This is a genomic window from Burkholderia sp. 28_3 (assembly GCF_003253915.1).
Taxonomy (GTDB): domain Bacteria; phylum Pseudomonadota; class Gammaproteobacteria; order Burkholderiales; family Burkholderiaceae; genus Burkholderia; species Burkholderia cenocepacia.
In genome coordinates, this window is sequence record NZ_QKZF01000022.1 from 1 (window position 1) to 17015 (window position 17015).

Below are 17015 nucleotides of genomic sequence, written 5' to 3' on the forward strand. Positions count from 1 at the left end.
TTCATCGTCGTGGGTCCGTTCCGTGAGCTGTCTTCTAAACGTCCTCGGCTACGTCTGCGATGACCGCCGAGCCGAATAAATCAGCGTTTCCTTAGCGGGCTTCCTCGTTTCCAAAATACAGTCCTTCCGTCGCCTCCCCTGCCTTGTAGGGCAAGGATTGAAGTTGGATTGGATACGCCTTAATACTAACCACCGCTTCGAAGCGAAAGCTACTTGAGAGCGCGAATGCAATCCTCGAAGACGAATTCACGCCAAGGTTAAATTTTTTTGTCGCTCTAGTCTTTTCGGGTTGGGAAATAGCTGCACGACACGTTCCCTGCATCACATCCATAGCATAAAAAAAGCCCGCACTTAGCGGGCCTTGCCCTTCAAAGGCAGCCACATATAAAGAAATTCGTGAGCCTAGAGTCGATTTCTAGAACGTGAAGCTAACGGACCGGCAAAGGCAGATACCAGACCCGGGCCCCCTATGATCTCGATAATCAGGATGATGCCACGTGTTAAACCGATCCCACGAAACGGTCCTCGCGTAGATTACCAAATTACCGTCAGGCTGAAATGCGAATATCGCCCCTCCATTGCCGGCAGTATTTGTTGCCCAGATTGGCTTTCCGTTAGAATACAAAACAAAATTTCCGTCATCTTGCATCAAAGCGTCGGTCACTCCGCGCCCAGCGGTGCCGCTATTCCAAATTGGATTTCCGCCATTTTTATATAAAACGAGATTTCCATCCGCCTGGAGTATCAAGAAATATTGACCATTCTGATATCCATTCCCAGCAAAAATCCGCTCACCCGACCTTAGCACCCGCACTTGATCCGTCTGAATATTATTAGCATCTACGGTGTTACTCGCCCAAATCGCTCGTTGCCAATAAAGTACGATATTACCGTCATCCTGAACAGACAAGGTTGCCCCGGGACGCTCGGTAGCGAGATTCCATACCGGCTTGTTATCTCCAGTGTAAAGAACGAAATTTCCATCATCTTGCATCACGGCACGTTTAGCGCCACTCCCGGCCGTTCCTGACGCCCAAACAGCTTTGCCTTGACTAACAAGAACGAGATTTCCATCATCCTGAAGAGTTAGATAGTATTGGCCATTATCAGAAGCCACCCCTCCCCTGCTGTAAATTGTTTGATTTACATCAAGTATTTTTGCACCAGCAAACAAAGGAAACAATGTCGCAAAAAATAAAATCACCATCTTTATTTTCATTTCTAACATTCCTTATATTTTATCTAAAATATACTCACCTTTACAGCAAGCCCTCTCGCAAATTAAAAACCCCACTACAACTAGCCATCCACTCGATGGCGGAGCAGTTATAACGCACCCGCGGAAGTTTCACAACTAAATTCTTAAATTTGACAGCAATAGAGCCCACACCACCCATTTCCCAACCAATGGCAAACAATAAATAAAGCAAATCGACAAAATAGCGGCCGCAAATTAATCAAAGGCCGAGCGCCCCGATTTTTCGCAGATGCGATCGACGTTTTAACTTGGATGGGATCAACAATGACCCTACTCGAACGTGTGCTGGCTCATACCGCTACACCAAGGCGCCGCGAGCTCGCCCGCCTCACCCCACCCTTCGCTACGCTGACGCGATCGCTGGCCAATGCCTCACTCGACGAACGACTTTCTCCATACGCCGCTCGCGCGACCGGCTGGCATCCGGGGGCGGGCTTAACTGCACGAAATCGGCGCCGCGTGAGCGCTCGATTACGGCCAATGAATGGCCCACGGAGAGTAAAGATACGTTGAGACTGCATACCCAAGGCGCATGAAAGTGCATGGCCGAATGGGACGGCCTATCGCCGCGCGGCCCACGCTAGGCGGTCTCGAGCGCCTAGCGCATGAGTGCATAAAAACCGTTCATTTCTGCGGGCAGGTGGGGCGGGGTCACAACTGCGCGCGCCCGGTCCGCGTCGGCCTCATCCCGGACCGATCCGCCCCCCCAGGGGCGGCCTCCAGCGCGCGTCAGCAGGCTCGCCAGCGGCCTGCCGCGTGCTGGCGCACCTGCGGCGCGCCATCGAGCGGCCGGCCGCTCCAAGGGCGCCTGAGGCCGCCGACATCGCGCACGGCCATGGCCGAAAAAAAGCCGCCGGCACCGAAGTGCCCGGCGGCTTTTTGCTGCTGGTCGGCTGCTCGTCGGACGTCGAGCTGCGGGTGTGTGATGCCGCGCGCGGCGGCGATCGTCTCGCACATCATTTTTGCGGCGCGCGCCGGCGCTTCTTGTACGGGAATTGCGGCTGGTAGTCCTGCACAAACGCGTCGCATTGCGCGTTCGTCAGCTCGTCGAGCCCGGTCGCGCGGATCCAGAAGGCGCAGCCGGATACAGCGATCGCGCGGACATGTTCCGCGCCAGGTAGGAAGCACACGGCCGACCTGTCGCTGCCTGCGATGTATCCGCTCCAGTGCTCGCATGTCCAGCACGGACGCGTCAGTTCACGGTCAACACCAACGGCCAGATGTCGCGCCTGCACAAGCCATTCAACGAAAAGCGCTCGGTCGTAAGCGCGCACGAGCGGCCTACGAGAAGGACTGCAAGGAAAGAGGAATCACCCGAATCCGCTATACCTGATCGGCATGCATTTCCACGACCTGCGTGCGAAGGCGCTGACCGATCTGAAGCGGCAACGGGGCGCCGCGGTAGCGCAATCACTGGCCGGCCACACGACCGAAGGCATGACGGCGCACTACACGAAATCGCGCGAAGTAGAACGCGTCCAACCAGTTCCGTTGACGCGTCTAAGTTAGACACCGGCGCTTATGTTAGACACGAAGGCTCCCGGGATCATCCGGGAAGCCTTATACCGCAAGGGCTTGTTACTGAAACGCCACTTCCGCAAAGCTCCGGAGCTTGCGGCTATGCAGCTTGTCGAGCCCGTTCGTGCGCAGGATCTCCATCGCCTTCACGCCGATCTGCAGATGCTGGTCGACCTGCCCGCGATAGAACGTGTCGGCCATGCCCGGCAGTTTCAGCTCGCCGTGCAGCGGCTTGTCCGATACGCACAGCAACGTGCCGTACGGCACCCGGAAGCGGAAGCCGTTGGCTGCGATCGTCGCGCTTTCCATGTCGAGCGCGATCGCGCGGCTCTGCGACAGCCGCTGCACGGGCTCGCGATGGTCGCGCAGTTCCCAGTTGCGGTTGTCGACGCTCGCGACCGTGCCCGTGCGCATCACCCGCTTCAGTTCCGCACCCTCCAGCCGCGTGACCTCGGCCACGCCGCGCTCGAGCGCGAGCTGCACTTCGGCCAGCGCCGGAATCGGCACCCACAGCGGCAGGTCGGCGTCGAGCACGTGATCTTCCCGCACGTAACCGTGCGCGAGCACGTAGTCGCCGAGGCGCTGCGTGTTGCGCAGCCCCGCGCAGTGACCGAGCATCACCCAAGCGTGCGGACGCAGCACCGCGATGTGATCGGTGATCGTCTTCGCGTTCGACGGGCCGACGCCGATGTTGACCATCGTGATCCCGCTGCCGTCCGCGCGCTTCAGGTGATACGCGGGCATCTGCGGCAGGCGCGGCGGCGCGGTGCCCTCGGCCGGCTCGCTGCCGAGGTTCGCGTTGTACGTGACGACGTCGCCCGGCTCGACGAACGCGCTGTACTCGCTGCGGTACGCGCGCACCTCGGGATCGTCGCTTTCGGTCATCAGCGTGCGGCCGAGCTTCACGAACTCGTCGATGTAGAACTGGTAGTTCGTGTAGAGCACGTAGTTCTGGAAATGCGTGGGCGACGTCGCCGTGTAGTGACGCAGCCGGTGCAGCGAGAAGTCGACGCGGGCCGCCGTGAACAGCGCGAGCGGATGCGGCTCGCCCGGCGCCGGCTCGAACGTGCCGTTGACGATGCGGTCATCGAGATACGACAGGTCGGGCGTGTCGAAGATGTCGCGCATCGCGAGCAGGCGGTCGCGATCGAGTTCGCCCTCGAGATGGATGCCTTCCGGAAACGCGAAATGGATCGGAATCGGCTGCGACGACACGCCGATCTCGATCTTGACATGGTGGTTCTTCGACAGCAGACGCAATTGCTCGCGGTAGTAGTTCGCGAAGAGATCGGGGCGCGTGACGGTCGTCTCGAATACGCCGGGACCCGCGACGAAGCCGTACGAGCGGCGCGAATCGACGTGCGTGTTGACGTCGGTCCGGATCCGCACGAACGGGTAGCACGCGCGCACGTGCTCGGTAATCGCTTCGTGGCGGCGATAGCGCGCGAACGCATCGCGCAGGAAGCCCGTATTCGTGTCGTAAATGGCGGACAGCCGCGCGACGGCGGCGACCGGATCGTCGAAAGCCTCGACCGACGGGCTTTCGGGCGACAGCACACGGTGCCGGCGGCTCAAATCGTTTTTCATTTTCATCACCTCGTCAGATCCGACGACATTACCACGGAACCCGGTCGCCCTTATGGCCGCCCCTGCGCACGCAGGGGCCGGATGGCGCGCAGTATTTGCTAAAATCGGTAGGTTCACTGGAGACTCATCATGAAGCCGCTCATTTTCGTCGCCGCTGCCGTCGCGTTTGCCGCCGCCGGCGTCGCTCACGCCGCCGGCGGCACGCCTGACGCCGACGCGCAGGCCCGGGCCGAGGCCAACGAAGCCGCCGGCCTGCCCGATCTCCGCAAGATCAACCGGCCGGGCGCCGAAGTCACGTCGAAAGTGGACTTCGCCGACATCCGCCGCACGCCGAGCTTCCACGAAAAGAGCAAGAACGGCACCGAAGTCACCGAGTACCGCGACCGCGGCAAGCCGGTCGAGATCGACGTGAAATCGAACTTCGGCACGCGCTACCAGATGAGCTCGACGCCCGACACGTCGCCGAAGCCGCACGACGCGGGCATCCCGATCACGCGCCTGCCGTCGCTGAACCTGCGCTACTGATTCCGTGGCGTGGCGCACCGGGCGCCGCGCCGCCCCTTCACCTGCTGTCGCGATGCACGCCGCCCGCGTGCCGACACCCTGACCTGACGCATCCCGCATGGCCGTTTTCACCGCTGTTTCCGACTCCGATCTCGCGCAATGGATGCGCCACTACGAACTGGGCGACGTGCTTGCGTTCCGCGGCATTCCGTCCGGTATCGAAAACAGCAATTTCTTCCTGACGACGACGCGCGGCGAATACGTCCTCACGATCTTCGAAAAGCTGACGGCGCAGCAGCTGCCGTTCTACCTCGACCTGATGCGCCATCTGGCCGCCCACGGCGTGCCGGTCCCGGACCCGATCCCGCGTGACGACGGCGCGCTGTTCGGCGAACTGCACGGCAAGCCGGCCGCGATCGTCACGAAGCTCGACGGCGCGGCCGAACTCGCGCCGGGGGTCGAACACTGCATCGAGGTCGGACAGATGCTCGCGCGCCTGCACCTCGCGGGCCGCGACTATCCCCGCAGCCAGCCGAACCTGCGCAGCCTGCCGTGGTGGCAGGAGAACGTACCGGCCATCGTGCCGTTCATCACGGACGCGCAACGCACGCTGCTCGAAGGCGAGCTCGCGCACCAGGCCGGCTTCTTCGCGTCGGACGACTATGCGGCGCTGCCGGCCGGGCCATGCCATTGCGACCTGTTCCGCGACAACGTGCTGTTCGCGCACGCGGCGCCCGGCACCGGTCACGACGTACGCCTCGGCGGCTTCTTCGACTTCTACTTCGCGGGCTGCGACAAGTGGCTGTTCGACGTCGCGGTAACCGTCAACGACTGGTGCGTCGACCTCGCGACCGGCGTACTCGACGTCGCGCGCGCCGATGCGCTGCTGCGCGCGTACCAGACCGTCCGGCCGTTCACGGCCGAGGAACGTCGCCACTGGAGCGACATGCTGCGCGCCGGTGCGTACCGCTTCTGGGTGTCGCGCCTGTACGATTTCTACCTGCCGCGCGCGGCCGAGATGCTCAAGCCGCACGACCCCGGCCATTTCGAACGCATCCTGCGCGAGCGTATCGCGCATACGCCCGCGCTTCCCGAGATCCAAACCGCATGCAACTGATCGAAGTGCCCGCGAAAACGGGCTATGTCTGGTTCCGTCAAGGCATCTGGCTGTTCCGCCGGAATCCGCTCGCGTTCATCACGCTGTTCTTCACGTACCTGCTCGCCATCACGCTCGTGTCGATGGTGCCGGTGATCGGCTCCGCGCTGCCGCTGGTGTTCATTCCCGGCATCGCGGTCGGCTTCATGGCCGCGTGCCGCGACACCGTGGCCGGCAAGACCGTGATGCCGACGATCCTCGTCGACGGCTTTCGCTCGTACGGCACCGTCGCGACCCAGCGGCTGCTCGCGCTCGGCGTGATCTACGTCGCGTCGATGGTGCTGGTGTTCGCCGCTTCGTCGTTCGTGGACGGCGGCGCGCTGTTCCACGTGATGATGGGCGCGGCCGACGAAGCGAACACGACGCCCGAGACGCTCGCCGCGCAAGGCACGCTCGGCGCGCTGTTCTTCGCGACGCTGCTCTATCTGCCGGTCGCGATGCTGTTCTGGTTCGCGCCGGTGCTGGTCGCATGGCATGACGTCCCGCCCGCGAAGGCGCTGTTCTTCAGCGTCGTCAGCTGCTGGCGCAATCGCGGCGCGTTCGTCGTATACGGCGTGCTGTGGTTCGCCGTCGCGCTCGGCACGTCGCTCGCGCTGTCGCTGCTGCTGCAGGCGCTCGGCGCCGGCGCGTATGCGCTGACGATCATGATGCCGGTGACGATCATCATCGTCACGATGCTGTACTGCTCGTTCTACGCGACCTATCGCGGCTGCTTCGGCGTGCAGGAACCGGGCGCGCCGACGACGATGTCCGGTCGCTGAACCCGCTCTTTCGGCCGGCGCATGTCGCCCGCCGTCGCACTGTTTCGCGCCGGGTCGTCGCCCGGCGCGCTTCTTCTGCCCCCCTTTCCCGTCTCGCTTTCCTCCGGCCGCCCCTGTTCAATCGAATCTTTTGCGCGCAAAATAATTTGCGTACAAATCGTTCGCGCATCCGCCGCGCTTCCCGAACCATGGATCGCCTGCCCCCGCTGCCCCAGACGCTCGACGAGCAATTGTGCTTCGCGCTTTACGCGACTTCGCACGCGATGACGAAGGCGTACAAGCCGCTGCTCGACAAGCTGTCGCTGACCTATCCCCAATATCTCGCGATGCTCGTGCTGTGGGAGCGCGACGACATGGCCGTGAAGGACATCGCCGCGCGGCTCGACCTCGATCCCGCCACGGTCACGCCGCTGCTGAAGCGGCTGGAAGCGCTCGGCTACGTCGAGCGCGTGCGCAGCGCGGCTGACGAACGCGTCGTCAACGTGCGTGTGACGTCGGCCGGCCGTGCGCTGAAGGATCGCGCGCGCTCGGTGCCCGCCGAGCTCTTTTGCGCGATGCAGCAAACGCCCGAATTCCTGATCCGGCTGCGCGCGGATCTCCAGCAGTTGCGCGACGCATTGTCGGCGGCCAACGAACGCTGACGCGCCAAGCGCAGACGACCTCGCCCTGCGCTGCCGGGTTTTTCTCCAAAATTTCATTTGCACACTAATGATTTGTGCTCTATATTTCACTCGTGGCCGGCGACACCCGTCTGACCGGACCGCTTTTCTCCCTCTTCCCGACAGGAGCTGCACGATGAACATTCTGTACAAGACCAGCGCCACGAGCACGGGCGGCCGCGACGGCCGCGCGGTATCCGCCGACCACAAGCTGGAAGTGAAGCTGGCCGCGCCGCGCGAACTCGGCGGCACGGGCGCGGAAGGCACGAATCCGGAGCAACTGTTTGCCGCAGGTTACTCGGCCTGTTTCCTGAGTGCGATGAAATTCGTCGCGGGCCAGAACAAGCAGACACTGCCGGCCGATACGCAGGTCACGGCGGAAGTGGGCATCGGCCCGAACGACGCTGGCGGCTTCGGGCTCGACATCGAACTGCGCGTGTCGCTGCCGGGGCTCGACAAGGCCGACGCGCAGGCGCTGGTCGACAAGGCGCACCACGTGTGCCCGTACTCGAACGCCACGCGCAACAACGTGCCGGTGCGCCTGGCGGTCGTCTGACGCGACGCAGGGCCAGGAAAAATACAAAAAGGGCGCGTGCGGCACATGCCGCACGCGCCCTTTTGCGCGATTCGTCGAAATGGCGGGCCGCCAGGCCCGCGTGCGCCGCTTAGCGCGCGCCGATCGAATACGGGCGGTTCAGCGCCGCGTCGCGATCGATCTTGCGCATGCGGAATTCGAGGTCGTAGATGTCGGTGGCTTCGGCCAGGTACGCGTCGGTGCGCTCTTTCGCGGCCTTTTCAGCGTTCTTGGTCAGCATCAGGAAGAGGTGGCTCAGCAGGTACATGTTCGATCTCGCTATTCAAAGGTTCTGGACTAGGGTTTCCCCGAATTATAGGGAAAACCCTAGTCTTTGACCAGCGTCGATCAAACGATGCGTCGTTCGGTCGCCACAGTGCGCTGATTGGCTTCGAAAAAGGCCCAGATCATCGCGCTTGCGTCGGGGCCGACTGCCGCATGAAACGGCACGGCTTCGTCGCCGCCGGCCCATGCGTGATCGAGCCCTTTCACATGGCACAGCCGCACCACCGGCTCGCCGTCGCGGCACACATCGGTGATCTGGGCGCCCGTTTCGCGCGTCTCGACCCGTTCGCCGCCGCGCAGCGCGCCGCGGCTGTCGGCGAGCCCGTTCAGACGCATGAACTGCACGGTCAGTTGATCGGCATTCTTCGGCGCGACGACATGATCGCCGTCGCCCTGGACGATCAGCGCGGGCATGCCCGGATACGCGCCGCCCTCGACCAGCGCATCGACCGCCGCGGCCGGGTTTTGCCGCAGGCCGCGCCGCATCACGTCCATCGCGGTGATGCCGGAATTCGCCTCGCCCAGCGCCGGCCCCGAGTGCAATGCGACCGCCGCGAAACGGTCCGGATGGTGCAGTGCAAGAAGCGACGCCAGACCGGCGCCGGCCGACAGCCCCGCCACGTAGACGCGCGACGCGTCGAAGCCGTGTTCGTCGACCAGCGCGTCGACCAGCGACACCACCGCATTCGCCTCGCCGCGCCCCGCGCGGTCGGTGTCCTCATACCAGTGCCAGCAGCCGTGCGCGTGCGCGCGCAGCGACTGTTCCGGATACAGCACCGCGAAGCCGTGCTTGTCGGCCAGCAGGTTCATCCGCGTGCCCTGCGCGAATTCGTCGACCGACTGCTGGCAACCGTGCAGCATCACGACGAGCGGCATCGCGCCGCGTCGGCGGCCGGGCGGCACGTAGAGCCCGTACGCGAGATTCTGGACGAGGCGGCCGAGCGCGGGCGCCATCGGATGCTCGCCGCGCGTCCATTCGCCCGCAGCCCACGCGGCCGCGCGCGGCCGCACGCGCGATTCGCGTGGCGGGGACAGATCGGATACGGCGGAAGAGGTGGCGGCCTCGAGTGCGTCGCGTGTGATGCGCTGCGCATCGCGTACCGCGCGCTTGGCGGCCGGAGACAGCATGCGTTTCATGCCGCCCAGCCATACCTTGGTCAGACTTTTGGTCATCGATCGGGCTCGCAGTCAGGAAAAATAGGGGCGCCATGAAGGCACCACAACGGGTGCATCGTTCGACTTTGTGCAATGCACCATAACATTGTTTCTGGGATTTTTCCTGCGCGCCGATAGTTCCCGGCGGCGCAAAAAACGGGCCTCATGCGGACGCGGCGCTATACTGGGGTTTCGCCGCTTGTATCCGTTGTAGTCGTTCTTCCCGGCTCGCGCGTTGATTTAAGCATCCTCCCCGCCTTCGTTCGTCCCCTTCCGATGTTCGACCTGTCCTCTCACCTGTGGATCATGATCACCGCGTTCGGCGGCGCCGGCCTGACCTTGCCGCTCGCGATCACGATTGCCGTCTGGCTCGCGCTCGGCTACTCGTGGCAGCGCGCGGCCGCATGGCTCGGCGTGCTCGCGGCCGCGATCGGCGTGGTGGCGCTCACCAAGATCGCGTTCCTCGGCTGGGGCATCGGCATTCGTGCGTGGGATTTCACCGGGTTCAGCGGCCATGCGATGCTGTCGACGTCGGTGTATCCGGTCGCGATTTTCCTTGCGCTGATCCGCACGCGCACGCCGGTGCGGATCGCCGGCATCGCGCTCGGCCTGGCGGCCGGCATCGCGGTGGGCGTGTCGCGCGTCGCGCTCGACGCGCATTCGCCGTCCGAATCGATCACCGGCTGCATCGTCGGCGCGATCGCCGCGCTCGCGTTCATCGCCGGCTCGTGGCGCGCGGTGCCGCACCGCTGGTCGGTGCCCGCGGTCGTCGCGAGCCTCGCGCTCGTCACCGTGGCGCTGCACGGCATCACGGTGCCGTCGCATCGCTGGGTCACCAAGGTCGCGCTGCAACTGTCGGGCCACGAGCGCCCGTTCGTCCGCGCGCGCTGGAAGGCCAACCCGAACTACCATCCCGCGTCGCAGCCGTCGTCGCTGCAGCGCACCGAATCGGCGCCGCGCACGCTTCACACGTGACCGGCGGCCCGGCCGTCACGCCCGCCCCTTTTCACGTCTGACCATTTCATGCGCACCGTCGCATGAACAGTATGTCGAGCGTTATAACCCGCCCTATATTACGATTACGGTTTCCACCCATTCGAAACGAATCCACCATGCGCTCAACCGTCCGTCCGCTTCGCCGCACCCTGCTTCGCCTGCTGCCGATCGCCACGCTTGCCGCCGGGTTCGCGTTCAGCGCGCCCGCTTCCGCCGCCGACGAACTGGTCGTGTCGGCCGCCGCCAGCCTGACGAACGCATTCAAGGCCGTCGGCGACGCGTACGAGAAGCAGCATCCGGACACCAAGGTGCTGTTCAACTTCGGCGCATCGGACGTGCTGATGCAGCAGATCGCCAAGGGCGCGCCGGCCGACGTGTTCGCGTCGGCCGACCAGAAGGCGATGGATCGCGCGGTGAACGAAAAGGTGATCGTGCCCGGCACGCGCCGCGATTTCGCGGCGAACTCGCTGGTGCTGATCGTGCCGGCGGACAGCCACGCGGCCGCGCCGACGTCGCTGAACGACCTGACCGCGCCCGGCGTGAAACGCATCGCGTACGGCGACCCGGCCTCGGTGCCGGTCGGCCGCTACACCGAGGGCGCGCTGCGCGCGGCCGGCGTGTGGGATGCGGTCAGCGCGAAGGGCGTGCTGGCCGCCAACGTGCGCCAGAGCCTCGACTACGTCGCCCGCGGCGAGGTCGACGCGGGCTTCGTGTTCGGCACCGACGCCGCGATCATGCCGGGCCGCGTGAAGGTCGCGCTGACGGTGCCGACCCGGACGGCCATCACCTACCCGATCGCCGTGGTCAAGGACAGCCGCCACGCCGCGCAGGCGCAGTCGTTCATCGATTTCGTCGCGTCGTCCCAGGGCCAGGCCGTGCTGTCGACGTTCGGCTTCAAGCCCGCCAAGTGAGCGACTCGCGATGCAAGACGCCTGGGTCCCGCTGCTGCTGTCGCTGAAGGTCGCCGGCTGGGCGACCGCGCTCGACATCGTGCTCGGCGTCGCGGCCGCGTTCGTGCTCGCGCGCTGGCGCTCGCCGTTGCGCGACGTCGTCGACTCCGTGCTGACGCTGCCGCTCGTGCTGCCGCCGACGGTGCTGGGCTATTACCTGCTCGTGCTGCTCGGCCGGCGCGGCGTGTTCGGCGCGTGGCTCGACACGCTCGGCATCGAGCTGGTGTTCACGTGGCAAGGTGCGGTGATCGCGTCGATGGTCGTCGCGTTTCCGCTGATCCTGAAATCGGCGCGCGCGGCGTTCGAAGGCGTCGACCCGCATCTCGAGCGCGCCGCGCGCACGCTCGGGCTCGGCGAAGTCGCGGTGTTCTTCCGCGTGACGCTGCCGCTCGCCACGCGCGGGATTCTCGCGGGCGCGCTGCTCGCGTTCGCGCGCGCGCTCGGCGAATTCGGCGCGACGCTGATGATCGCGGGCAACCTGCCCGGCCGCACGCAGACGCTGTCGGTCGCGATCTACGCGGCCGTGCAGGCCGGCGACGACAACACGGCCAATTTCCTCGTGCTGGTGACGTCGATCACCTGCGTGCTCGTGCTGCTCGCGACCGGCTGGCTCGTGCCGTCGCGCGCCCGGCGGAGCCAGCTGACATGACGCACCTGTTCCATCCGTATCGCCGGCGCCGTCCGGCTAGCGGCCTGCCGCGGCGGAGGCCCGCATGAGCCTCGTCGTCGACATCCGCAAGACCTACGCGAACGCCGAGCGGCGCTTCACGCTCGACATGTCGTTCACCGCGACGACGCAGCGCGTCGTGCTGTTCGGACCGTCGGGCGCGGGCAAGAGCATGACGCTGCAGGCGATCGCCGGGCTGCTGACGCCCGACGCGGGCACGATCACGCTGAACGGCGAGCCGCTGTTCGACGCCGCGCGCCGCATCGACGTGCCGACCCGCGAACGCCGGGTCGCGTACCTGTTCCAGGACTACGCGCTGTTCCCGCATCTGAACGTGCGGCAGAACATCGCGTTCGGGCTCACGTCCGGGCTGCGCAACCCGCGCGCGAAGGCGGTGCCGCCGGAGGTCGCGTACTGGCTGCGCGCGTTCGACCTCGAAGCGCTCGCGGGGCAATATCCGTCGCAGTTGTCAGGCGGGCAGAAGCAGCGCGTGGCGCTCGCGCGTGCGCTGGTCGCGCAGCCGCGCATCCTGCTGCTCGACGAACCGTTCGCGGCGCTCGACGGCGCGATGCGCCAGCGCATGCGCCACGAGCTCGCCGAACTGCAGGCGCGGCTCGACATCCCGATGGTGCTGATCTCCCACGACCCCGACGACGTCGCCGCGTTCGGCGACCAGGTCGTGCAGTTGAGCGAAGGACGCGTGCAGGCGAACCCGCCGCACGCCGAGTGGCCGACGCGCGTCACCTGAACGCGCGACGCCATGGTCGTGAGCGTGGCGCCGGTCGCCACGTTGGAGCCTGAGAGACGCCGCAGCGCGGCACATGCTGAAAGCGGACACGAAGCCGGTGCGATGCGGACGAACGCGGCACCGGCTTCGCGCCGTCACCGCACGCCGGCCACGGGAGCCGCGCGGGCGGCCGGGTCAGCCCGTCACCGCCAGGATCACGCTCGACGCCTTGAACAGCGCGATCGCGCGCCGGCCGGCGTCGAGCTGCAACGCATCGACGCTGTCGTTGGTCACGACGGCCGTCAGCGTCCCGCCGCCGTCGAGCGCGAGCGTCACCTCGCTGTTCACCGCGCCCGCCGCGACGGCGTCGACGCTGCCGCGCAGCCGGTTGCGCGCGGACACTTTCAGATCGGGCCCGCCATCGTCGACCGCGAGCACGACCCACGACGCCTTCACCAGCGCGCACGCGTCCGCCCCTTCCCGCAGCCCCAGCGCGTCGGCGCTTTCGTGCGTCAGCACGGCGACGACCGACTGTCCGCCGGGCAACGCAAGCGTCACCTCGTCGTTGACGGTGCCGCGCACGATCGACGCGACCTTGCCGAACAACTGGTTGCGCGCGCTGGTCTTCATCCCGATCCGGCCGATCAGCGCCCAGTCGACGTCGAAGCCGGCCACGGCCGCGCTCGCGGCTTCGATGAAGCGGCGATGCTCGCGCTCGATCGTGCGGAATGCGGCGATCAGCGACGTCGCGCGCGGCGTCAGCGTCGTGCCGCCGCCGCCCTTGCCGCCCGTCGAACGCGCGACGAGCGGTTCGCCGGCGAGATTGTTCATCGTGTCGACCGCATCCCACGCGGCCTTGTAGCTGAGGCCGACGGCCTTCGCCGCGCGCGTGATCGAACCGGTGTCGCCGATCGCCGCGAGCAACGCGATGCGCGTCGCGCCGCCGAGCGTCTGGTCGCCGGCGCGCAGCCACAGCTCGCCGCCCAGTTCGAGCGGTTCGGCGGACGAGGAGGAATGCGGAGCGTCGGTCATCATCGGCATGCGTGCGGGAAACGGGCGGCCATTATAGGGTCGGCGCGCGGCGCTCAGCCCGGCTTGCCGTCGAGCTTCGGCGGCCGCAGGCTGGCCAGCAGCGTCTCGGCGTCGCGCGCCGCGCGCTGTTCGAGCGCGGCGCCGTAGCCGCGCACGAAACCGAGCTGATACGGCGGCGCCGCGAGTTGCTCGAGATGGTGCAGCGCAACCATCGCGTCGTTCGCTTCGCCGAGCACGCTCTGCACGCGCGTGAGCGTCTTGACCGTCTCGTTGCGCGTGCGGCGCGACGCGAGCGACGCGAAGAATTCGAGCGCGTAGCGCAGCCGCTTCGCGTCGATCCGCACCTGATGGCGTGCCGCCGTGTCGAGCGACGTGAGCGACGGCGATCCATAGAGATGACCGAACAGCCGCCGCACGCGCTTGGTCGCGTGACGCCGCAGCGACGGTGCGTCGTCGCCGTCGGCCGCCGGCAGCGCGAGCGCGCTCAGCCATTCGAGCCAGCCGAGCGTCAGCCGCGCATAGCGGGCCGAATGCAGCGCCTGGCGCAGCTCGACGCGCGCGGCCATCGACTGCGCGCGGGCGGCGTCGAGCGTGCCGTCCCAGTCGCTGCCGCCGCCGTCGGCCGCGATCAGCGCGGGCAGGCTCTCGGTCGCGAACACGTCCCAATCGCGCACCGTGCCGAGCAGCGCGGCGAGCCAGCGCAGGTCGACGCCGAGCGTGTCCTTCCATTGATCGTCGGTAAAGCGCGGGAAGAAGCGCATCAGCGTGCGCAGGCGGCGCAGCGCGACGCGCATCTGGTGCACGAATTCGGGATCGTCGCGCTCGAGCACGCCGCATTCGTTGCCGAGCCATTGCGCGGTGATGTCGCCGGACAGCGCGAACAACGCGGCGCGCTGCGTGCGGATGCCGGTCAGATCGACGGACTGCGCCTTGACCAGCACGGCGGCCACCGGTCCGCCCGCACAGGCGCGGTCGATCACGCTCGTCAGTTGCACGAAGGCGGGCCACGCGCCGCTCAGTTCGCGCGCCGCGGCAAACAGCGCATGCAGCGCCGCCGTGCGCGCGGCGACGGTTTCCCAGTCGGGCGCGGCCAGGCGCAGCTCGACGTAGCGGCGCGGCGGCTCGCCGCCGCCGTGCAGCGTGATGTCGTCGAGCGTCATCTCGACCACGACGCCGCTGTCGTCGGCCCAGCGCCCGCGCCGCCGCTCGCTGACGATGCGCAGCGCCGCCGCCTGGGCGCGCGCTTCGTCGGTGTCCGGTGCAACGCCGCCGGTTTCGGCGGCCGCCGCATCGGCCTCGGCCTCGGCTGCGGTACGTGTCGCGGGTATCGGCAGCGGCGTCGCGACGACGATCCCCGCGTGCTCCGCGTCGAACAGTTCACGCTGCGTGACGCCGGGAGCGAACGTCTGCGTGCGCGAGGCGACGACCCGCGTGCCGTGCGCGTTCGATTCGACCCAGGTCCACCAGTTCGCGCCGGGACTCCGCTCGGCCTCCTCGATCTGGCACGGCTCGATCGTCACGCGCTCGTGGCCGCGCCGCATCCGGACCTGCGGGCAGATCCGCCACGCGCGCACGAGTTCGGCGCCGAACTCGCGCTGCGCGCCCCGGGCGCGGCTCGCGCCCTTGACCGGCCACCCTTCCAGCGACAGCGACAACACGATTTCCAGCACACGCGACATGGAGGCTCCTGCACATGAAGGACCGCCGGCGCATCGACCGCGCCGGCGTCGCTCGTGAAGCAGCTTCCATAGTACACGCCGCCCAAACGCGCAGGCGTCGATCCGGCCCCGCCGCCCTGTGGCAGGTCAAGCCGGCACGTCAGACCGCGTATTGCGCGATGCCGTTGCCGAACGACCAGTCCTCCTTCAGCACTTCGACCAGACTGATGAATACGTCTTCCTGCCGCACGCCGGGCTGCTGCGCGAGGTTCTGGGCGATCGTCCGGTACAGCGCCCGCTTCTGCTCGAGCGTGCGCGTGTTGTTCGCGGTGATCTGGATCATCACGAGATCGTCGCTGCGCTCGATATCGTAGTAGTGACGGCCGAACACGAAGTTCTCGGCCGCATGCTCGGTCACGACCATGAAGATGTCGTCCTCCGGCACGTTGAACGTGTGCATCAGCGCGCGGTGCACGCCGTCGACGAGGGCCCTGCGGTAGGCGGCCGGTTTGCCTTCGCGGACGGCGATACGGGTGAATGGCATGGTGCTGCTCCTGTCGGTGAGTGACGTTGAAGAACGAAAACACAGCGTCAGGTTAGGCGCGCCAACTTATAATGAACAGTCATTGATGAATATTTCATTCATTTTCATTTGAAATGAAAGTACTCGATCTCGATGCCGTCCGCGCGTTCGTGCTGGTCGCCGACCTCGCCAGCTTCACGCGCGCCGCCGATGCGCTCGGCACCACCCAATCGGCCGTCAGCCTGAAGCTGAAGCGGCTGGAGGCGCATCTCGGCAAGCCGCTGCTGGCGCGCACGCCGCGCGTCGTCAAGCTGGCCGCCGACGGTGAGAATTTCCTGCCGGCCGCCCGCGCGCTGCTCGACGCGCACGAACATGCGCTCGGCGCGATCTCGACCGGCACGGTGCGCCTGTCGCTCGGCGTCAGCGAGCACGTCGCGGTGCCCGACCTGCCGGCCGTGCTCACGAGCCTGCACCGGCAGGATCCGGGCCTGTCGCTGGAAATGCATCTCGGGGCGTCGACGAGCCTGCTGCCGCAATACGACGAACGGCGGTTCGACGCGGTGATCGTCCGCCACGAGCCCGGCGAAGATCCGCCGCGCGACGACGGCACGCTGCTGTTCACCGAGCCGCTGACCTGGCTCGCCGCGCCCGACTGGGCGCCGCGCGCCGGCGAGCCGCTGCCGCTCGCGGTGCTGGCCGGCCCGTGCGGCGTGCGGGCCGCCGCGCTGCGCGCGCTCGACCGCGCGGGGCTGCCGTGGCGCGAGCGCTTCACGGGCGGCGGGGTCGCGGCGGTCACGGCCGCCGCCGCGGCAGGGCTGGCCGTGTGCCCGCTCGCGCGCCGCGTCGCGCCGCGCACGCTCGTCGACGTCGGCGCGAAATTCGGGCTGCCGCCGCTGCCGCAATCGCAGGTCGTGCTGTATTCGCGCGTACGCGACGCCCGCGCCGCGGCCGCGTTGCGCAGGTTCGCCGACAGTCTTGCAATCTCGGCGTAAACTAGCGGGCTCC

The 17015-nt window shown here is 66.5% G+C and carries 19 protein-coding genes; 10 read left to right on the top strand and 9 right to left on the bottom strand.

Annotation, left to right across the window (positions count from 1 at the left end; translation table 11 throughout):
• Positions 1–415: 415 nt before the first annotated feature.
• The 4 genes from DFS13_RS31635 to DFS13_RS31650 all read right to left on the bottom strand — a co-directional run bounded on the left by DFS13_RS31635 (position 416) and on the right by DFS13_RS31650 (position 4363).
• Positions 416–1219 carry a curculin (mannose-binding) lectin gene (locus DFS13_RS31635; RefSeq protein WP_111442588.1) on the bottom strand — a complete coding sequence of 268 codons (804 nt, stop codon included), beginning with the start codon at positions 1217–1219 and terminating at the stop codon, positions 416–418.
• A 768-nt stretch (positions 1220–1987) separates the two neighbouring features.
• Complete coding sequence (locus DFS13_RS31640; protein ID WP_111442589.1) at positions 1988–2215, bottom strand: hypothetical protein; 228 nt, start codon at positions 2213–2215, stop codon at positions 1988–1990.
• Positions 2215–2532, bottom strand: coding sequence for a hypothetical protein (locus tag DFS13_RS40030; protein ID WP_134163180.1), 318 nt, complete (start codon positions 2530–2532; stop codon positions 2215–2217). The genes DFS13_RS31640 and DFS13_RS40030 overlap by 1 nt, the downstream gene beginning before the upstream one ends.
• Before the next feature lie 304 nt (positions 2533–2836).
• Entirely contained in the window at positions 2837–4363 is a 1527-nt protein-coding gene (locus tag DFS13_RS31650; protein WP_012493190.1) for an AMP nucleosidase, read from the bottom strand.
• A 129-nt stretch (positions 4364–4492) separates the two neighbouring features.
• Here DFS13_RS31650 and DFS13_RS31655 point away from each other — a divergent pair, with 129 nt between their 5' ends.
• The 5 genes from DFS13_RS31655 (at position 4493) to DFS13_RS31675 (ending at position 7999) form a co-directional block, all read left to right on the top strand.
• Positions 4493–4888 carry a hypothetical protein gene (locus tag DFS13_RS31655; protein WP_006486478.1) on the top strand — a complete coding sequence of 132 codons (396 nt, stop codon included), beginning with the start codon at positions 4493–4495 and terminating at the stop codon, positions 4886–4888.
• Positions 4889–4985: 97 nt separating this feature from the next.
• Complete coding sequence (locus tag DFS13_RS31660) at positions 4986–5984, top strand: homoserine kinase (protein ID WP_006486428.1); 999 nt, start codon at positions 4986–4988, stop codon at positions 5982–5984.
• Positions 5975–6784: a BPSS1780 family membrane protein gene (locus tag DFS13_RS31665; RefSeq protein WP_006486425.1), complete on the top strand. Its 810-nt coding sequence runs from the start codon at positions 5975–5977 to the stop codon at positions 6782–6784. Before DFS13_RS31660 ends, DFS13_RS31665 begins: the two co-directional genes overlap by 10 nt.
• A 188-nt stretch (positions 6785–6972) precedes the next feature.
• Positions 6973–7425, top strand: a complete 453-nt coding sequence (locus DFS13_RS31670) for a MarR family winged helix-turn-helix transcriptional regulator (protein WP_006496011.1) — start codon at positions 6973–6975, stop codon at positions 7423–7425.
• A gap of 154 nt (positions 7426–7579) precedes the next feature.
• Entirely contained in the window at positions 7580–7999 is a 420-nt protein-coding gene (locus DFS13_RS31675) for an organic hydroperoxide resistance protein (protein ID WP_006486430.1), read from the top strand.
• Between the two features lie 109 nt (positions 8000–8108).
• On the opposite strand, the gene DFS13_RS31680 is transcribed toward DFS13_RS31675, so the two are convergent.
• Both DFS13_RS31680 and DFS13_RS31685 read right to left on the bottom strand, forming a co-directional pair.
• Positions 8109–8285 (bottom strand): DUF3563 family protein, encoded by a 177-nt coding sequence (locus DFS13_RS31680; protein WP_006486452.1) that lies wholly within the window; start codon positions 8283–8285, stop codon positions 8109–8111.
• 80 nt (positions 8286–8365) lie between these two features.
• Positions 8366–9475: a PHB depolymerase family esterase gene (locus tag DFS13_RS31685; RefSeq protein ID WP_111442590.1), complete on the bottom strand. Its 1110-nt coding sequence runs from the start codon at positions 9473–9475 to the stop codon at positions 8366–8368.
• A 258-nt stretch (positions 9476–9733) separates the two neighbouring features.
• Between DFS13_RS31685 and DFS13_RS31690 the strand changes: the two genes are divergently transcribed.
• From DFS13_RS31690 to DFS13_RS31705, 4 genes are all read left to right on the top strand, one after another.
• Positions 9734–10432 carry a phosphatase PAP2 family protein gene (locus DFS13_RS31690; RefSeq protein WP_006496013.1) on the top strand — a complete coding sequence of 233 codons (699 nt, stop codon included), beginning with the start codon at positions 9734–9736 and terminating at the stop codon, positions 10430–10432.
• Between the two features lie 137 nt (positions 10433–10569).
• A complete protein-coding gene (gene modA / locus DFS13_RS31695; RefSeq protein WP_006486460.1) occupies positions 10570–11364 on the top strand; it encodes a molybdate ABC transporter substrate-binding protein in 795 nt (264 codons plus the stop codon).
• A 10-nt stretch (positions 11365–11374) separates the two neighbouring features.
• Positions 11375–12052 carry a molybdate ABC transporter permease subunit gene (modB, locus tag DFS13_RS31700; RefSeq protein WP_006486472.1) on the top strand — a complete coding sequence of 226 codons (678 nt, stop codon included), beginning with the start codon at positions 11375–11377 and terminating at the stop codon, positions 12050–12052.
• A gap of 64 nt (positions 12053–12116) precedes the next feature.
• The gene (locus DFS13_RS31705; protein WP_034202636.1) at positions 12117–12818 is read left to right on the top strand and encodes a sulfate/molybdate ABC transporter ATP-binding protein; all 702 of its coding nucleotides are present in this window, start codon (positions 12117–12119) and stop codon (positions 12816–12818) included.
• 174 nt (positions 12819–12992) lie between these two features.
• Here DFS13_RS31705 and DFS13_RS31710 read toward each other — a convergent pair whose 3' ends face one another.
• The 3 genes from DFS13_RS31710 to DFS13_RS31720 all read right to left on the bottom strand — a co-directional run bounded on the left by DFS13_RS31710 (position 12993) and on the right by DFS13_RS31720 (position 16031).
• Positions 12993–13829, bottom strand: a complete 837-nt coding sequence (locus DFS13_RS31710) for a TOBE domain-containing protein (protein ID WP_060212967.1) — start codon at positions 13827–13829, stop codon at positions 12993–12995.
• Positions 13830–13882: 53 nt separating this feature from the next.
• A complete protein-coding gene (locus tag DFS13_RS31715; RefSeq protein WP_111442591.1) occupies positions 13883–15508 on the bottom strand; it encodes a CHAD domain-containing protein in 1626 nt (541 codons plus the stop codon).
• Between the two features lie 139 nt (positions 15509–15647).
• Positions 15648–16031: a tautomerase family protein gene (locus DFS13_RS31720; protein WP_060212590.1), complete on the bottom strand. Its 384-nt coding sequence runs from the start codon at positions 16029–16031 to the stop codon at positions 15648–15650.
• A gap of 113 nt (positions 16032–16144) precedes the next feature.
• Between DFS13_RS31720 and DFS13_RS31725 the strand changes: the two genes are divergently transcribed.
• Complete coding sequence (locus DFS13_RS31725; RefSeq protein WP_012493188.1) at positions 16145–17002, top strand: LysR family transcriptional regulator; 858 nt, start codon at positions 16145–16147, stop codon at positions 17000–17002.
• The last annotated feature ends 13 nt before the right edge of the window (positions 17003–17015 follow it).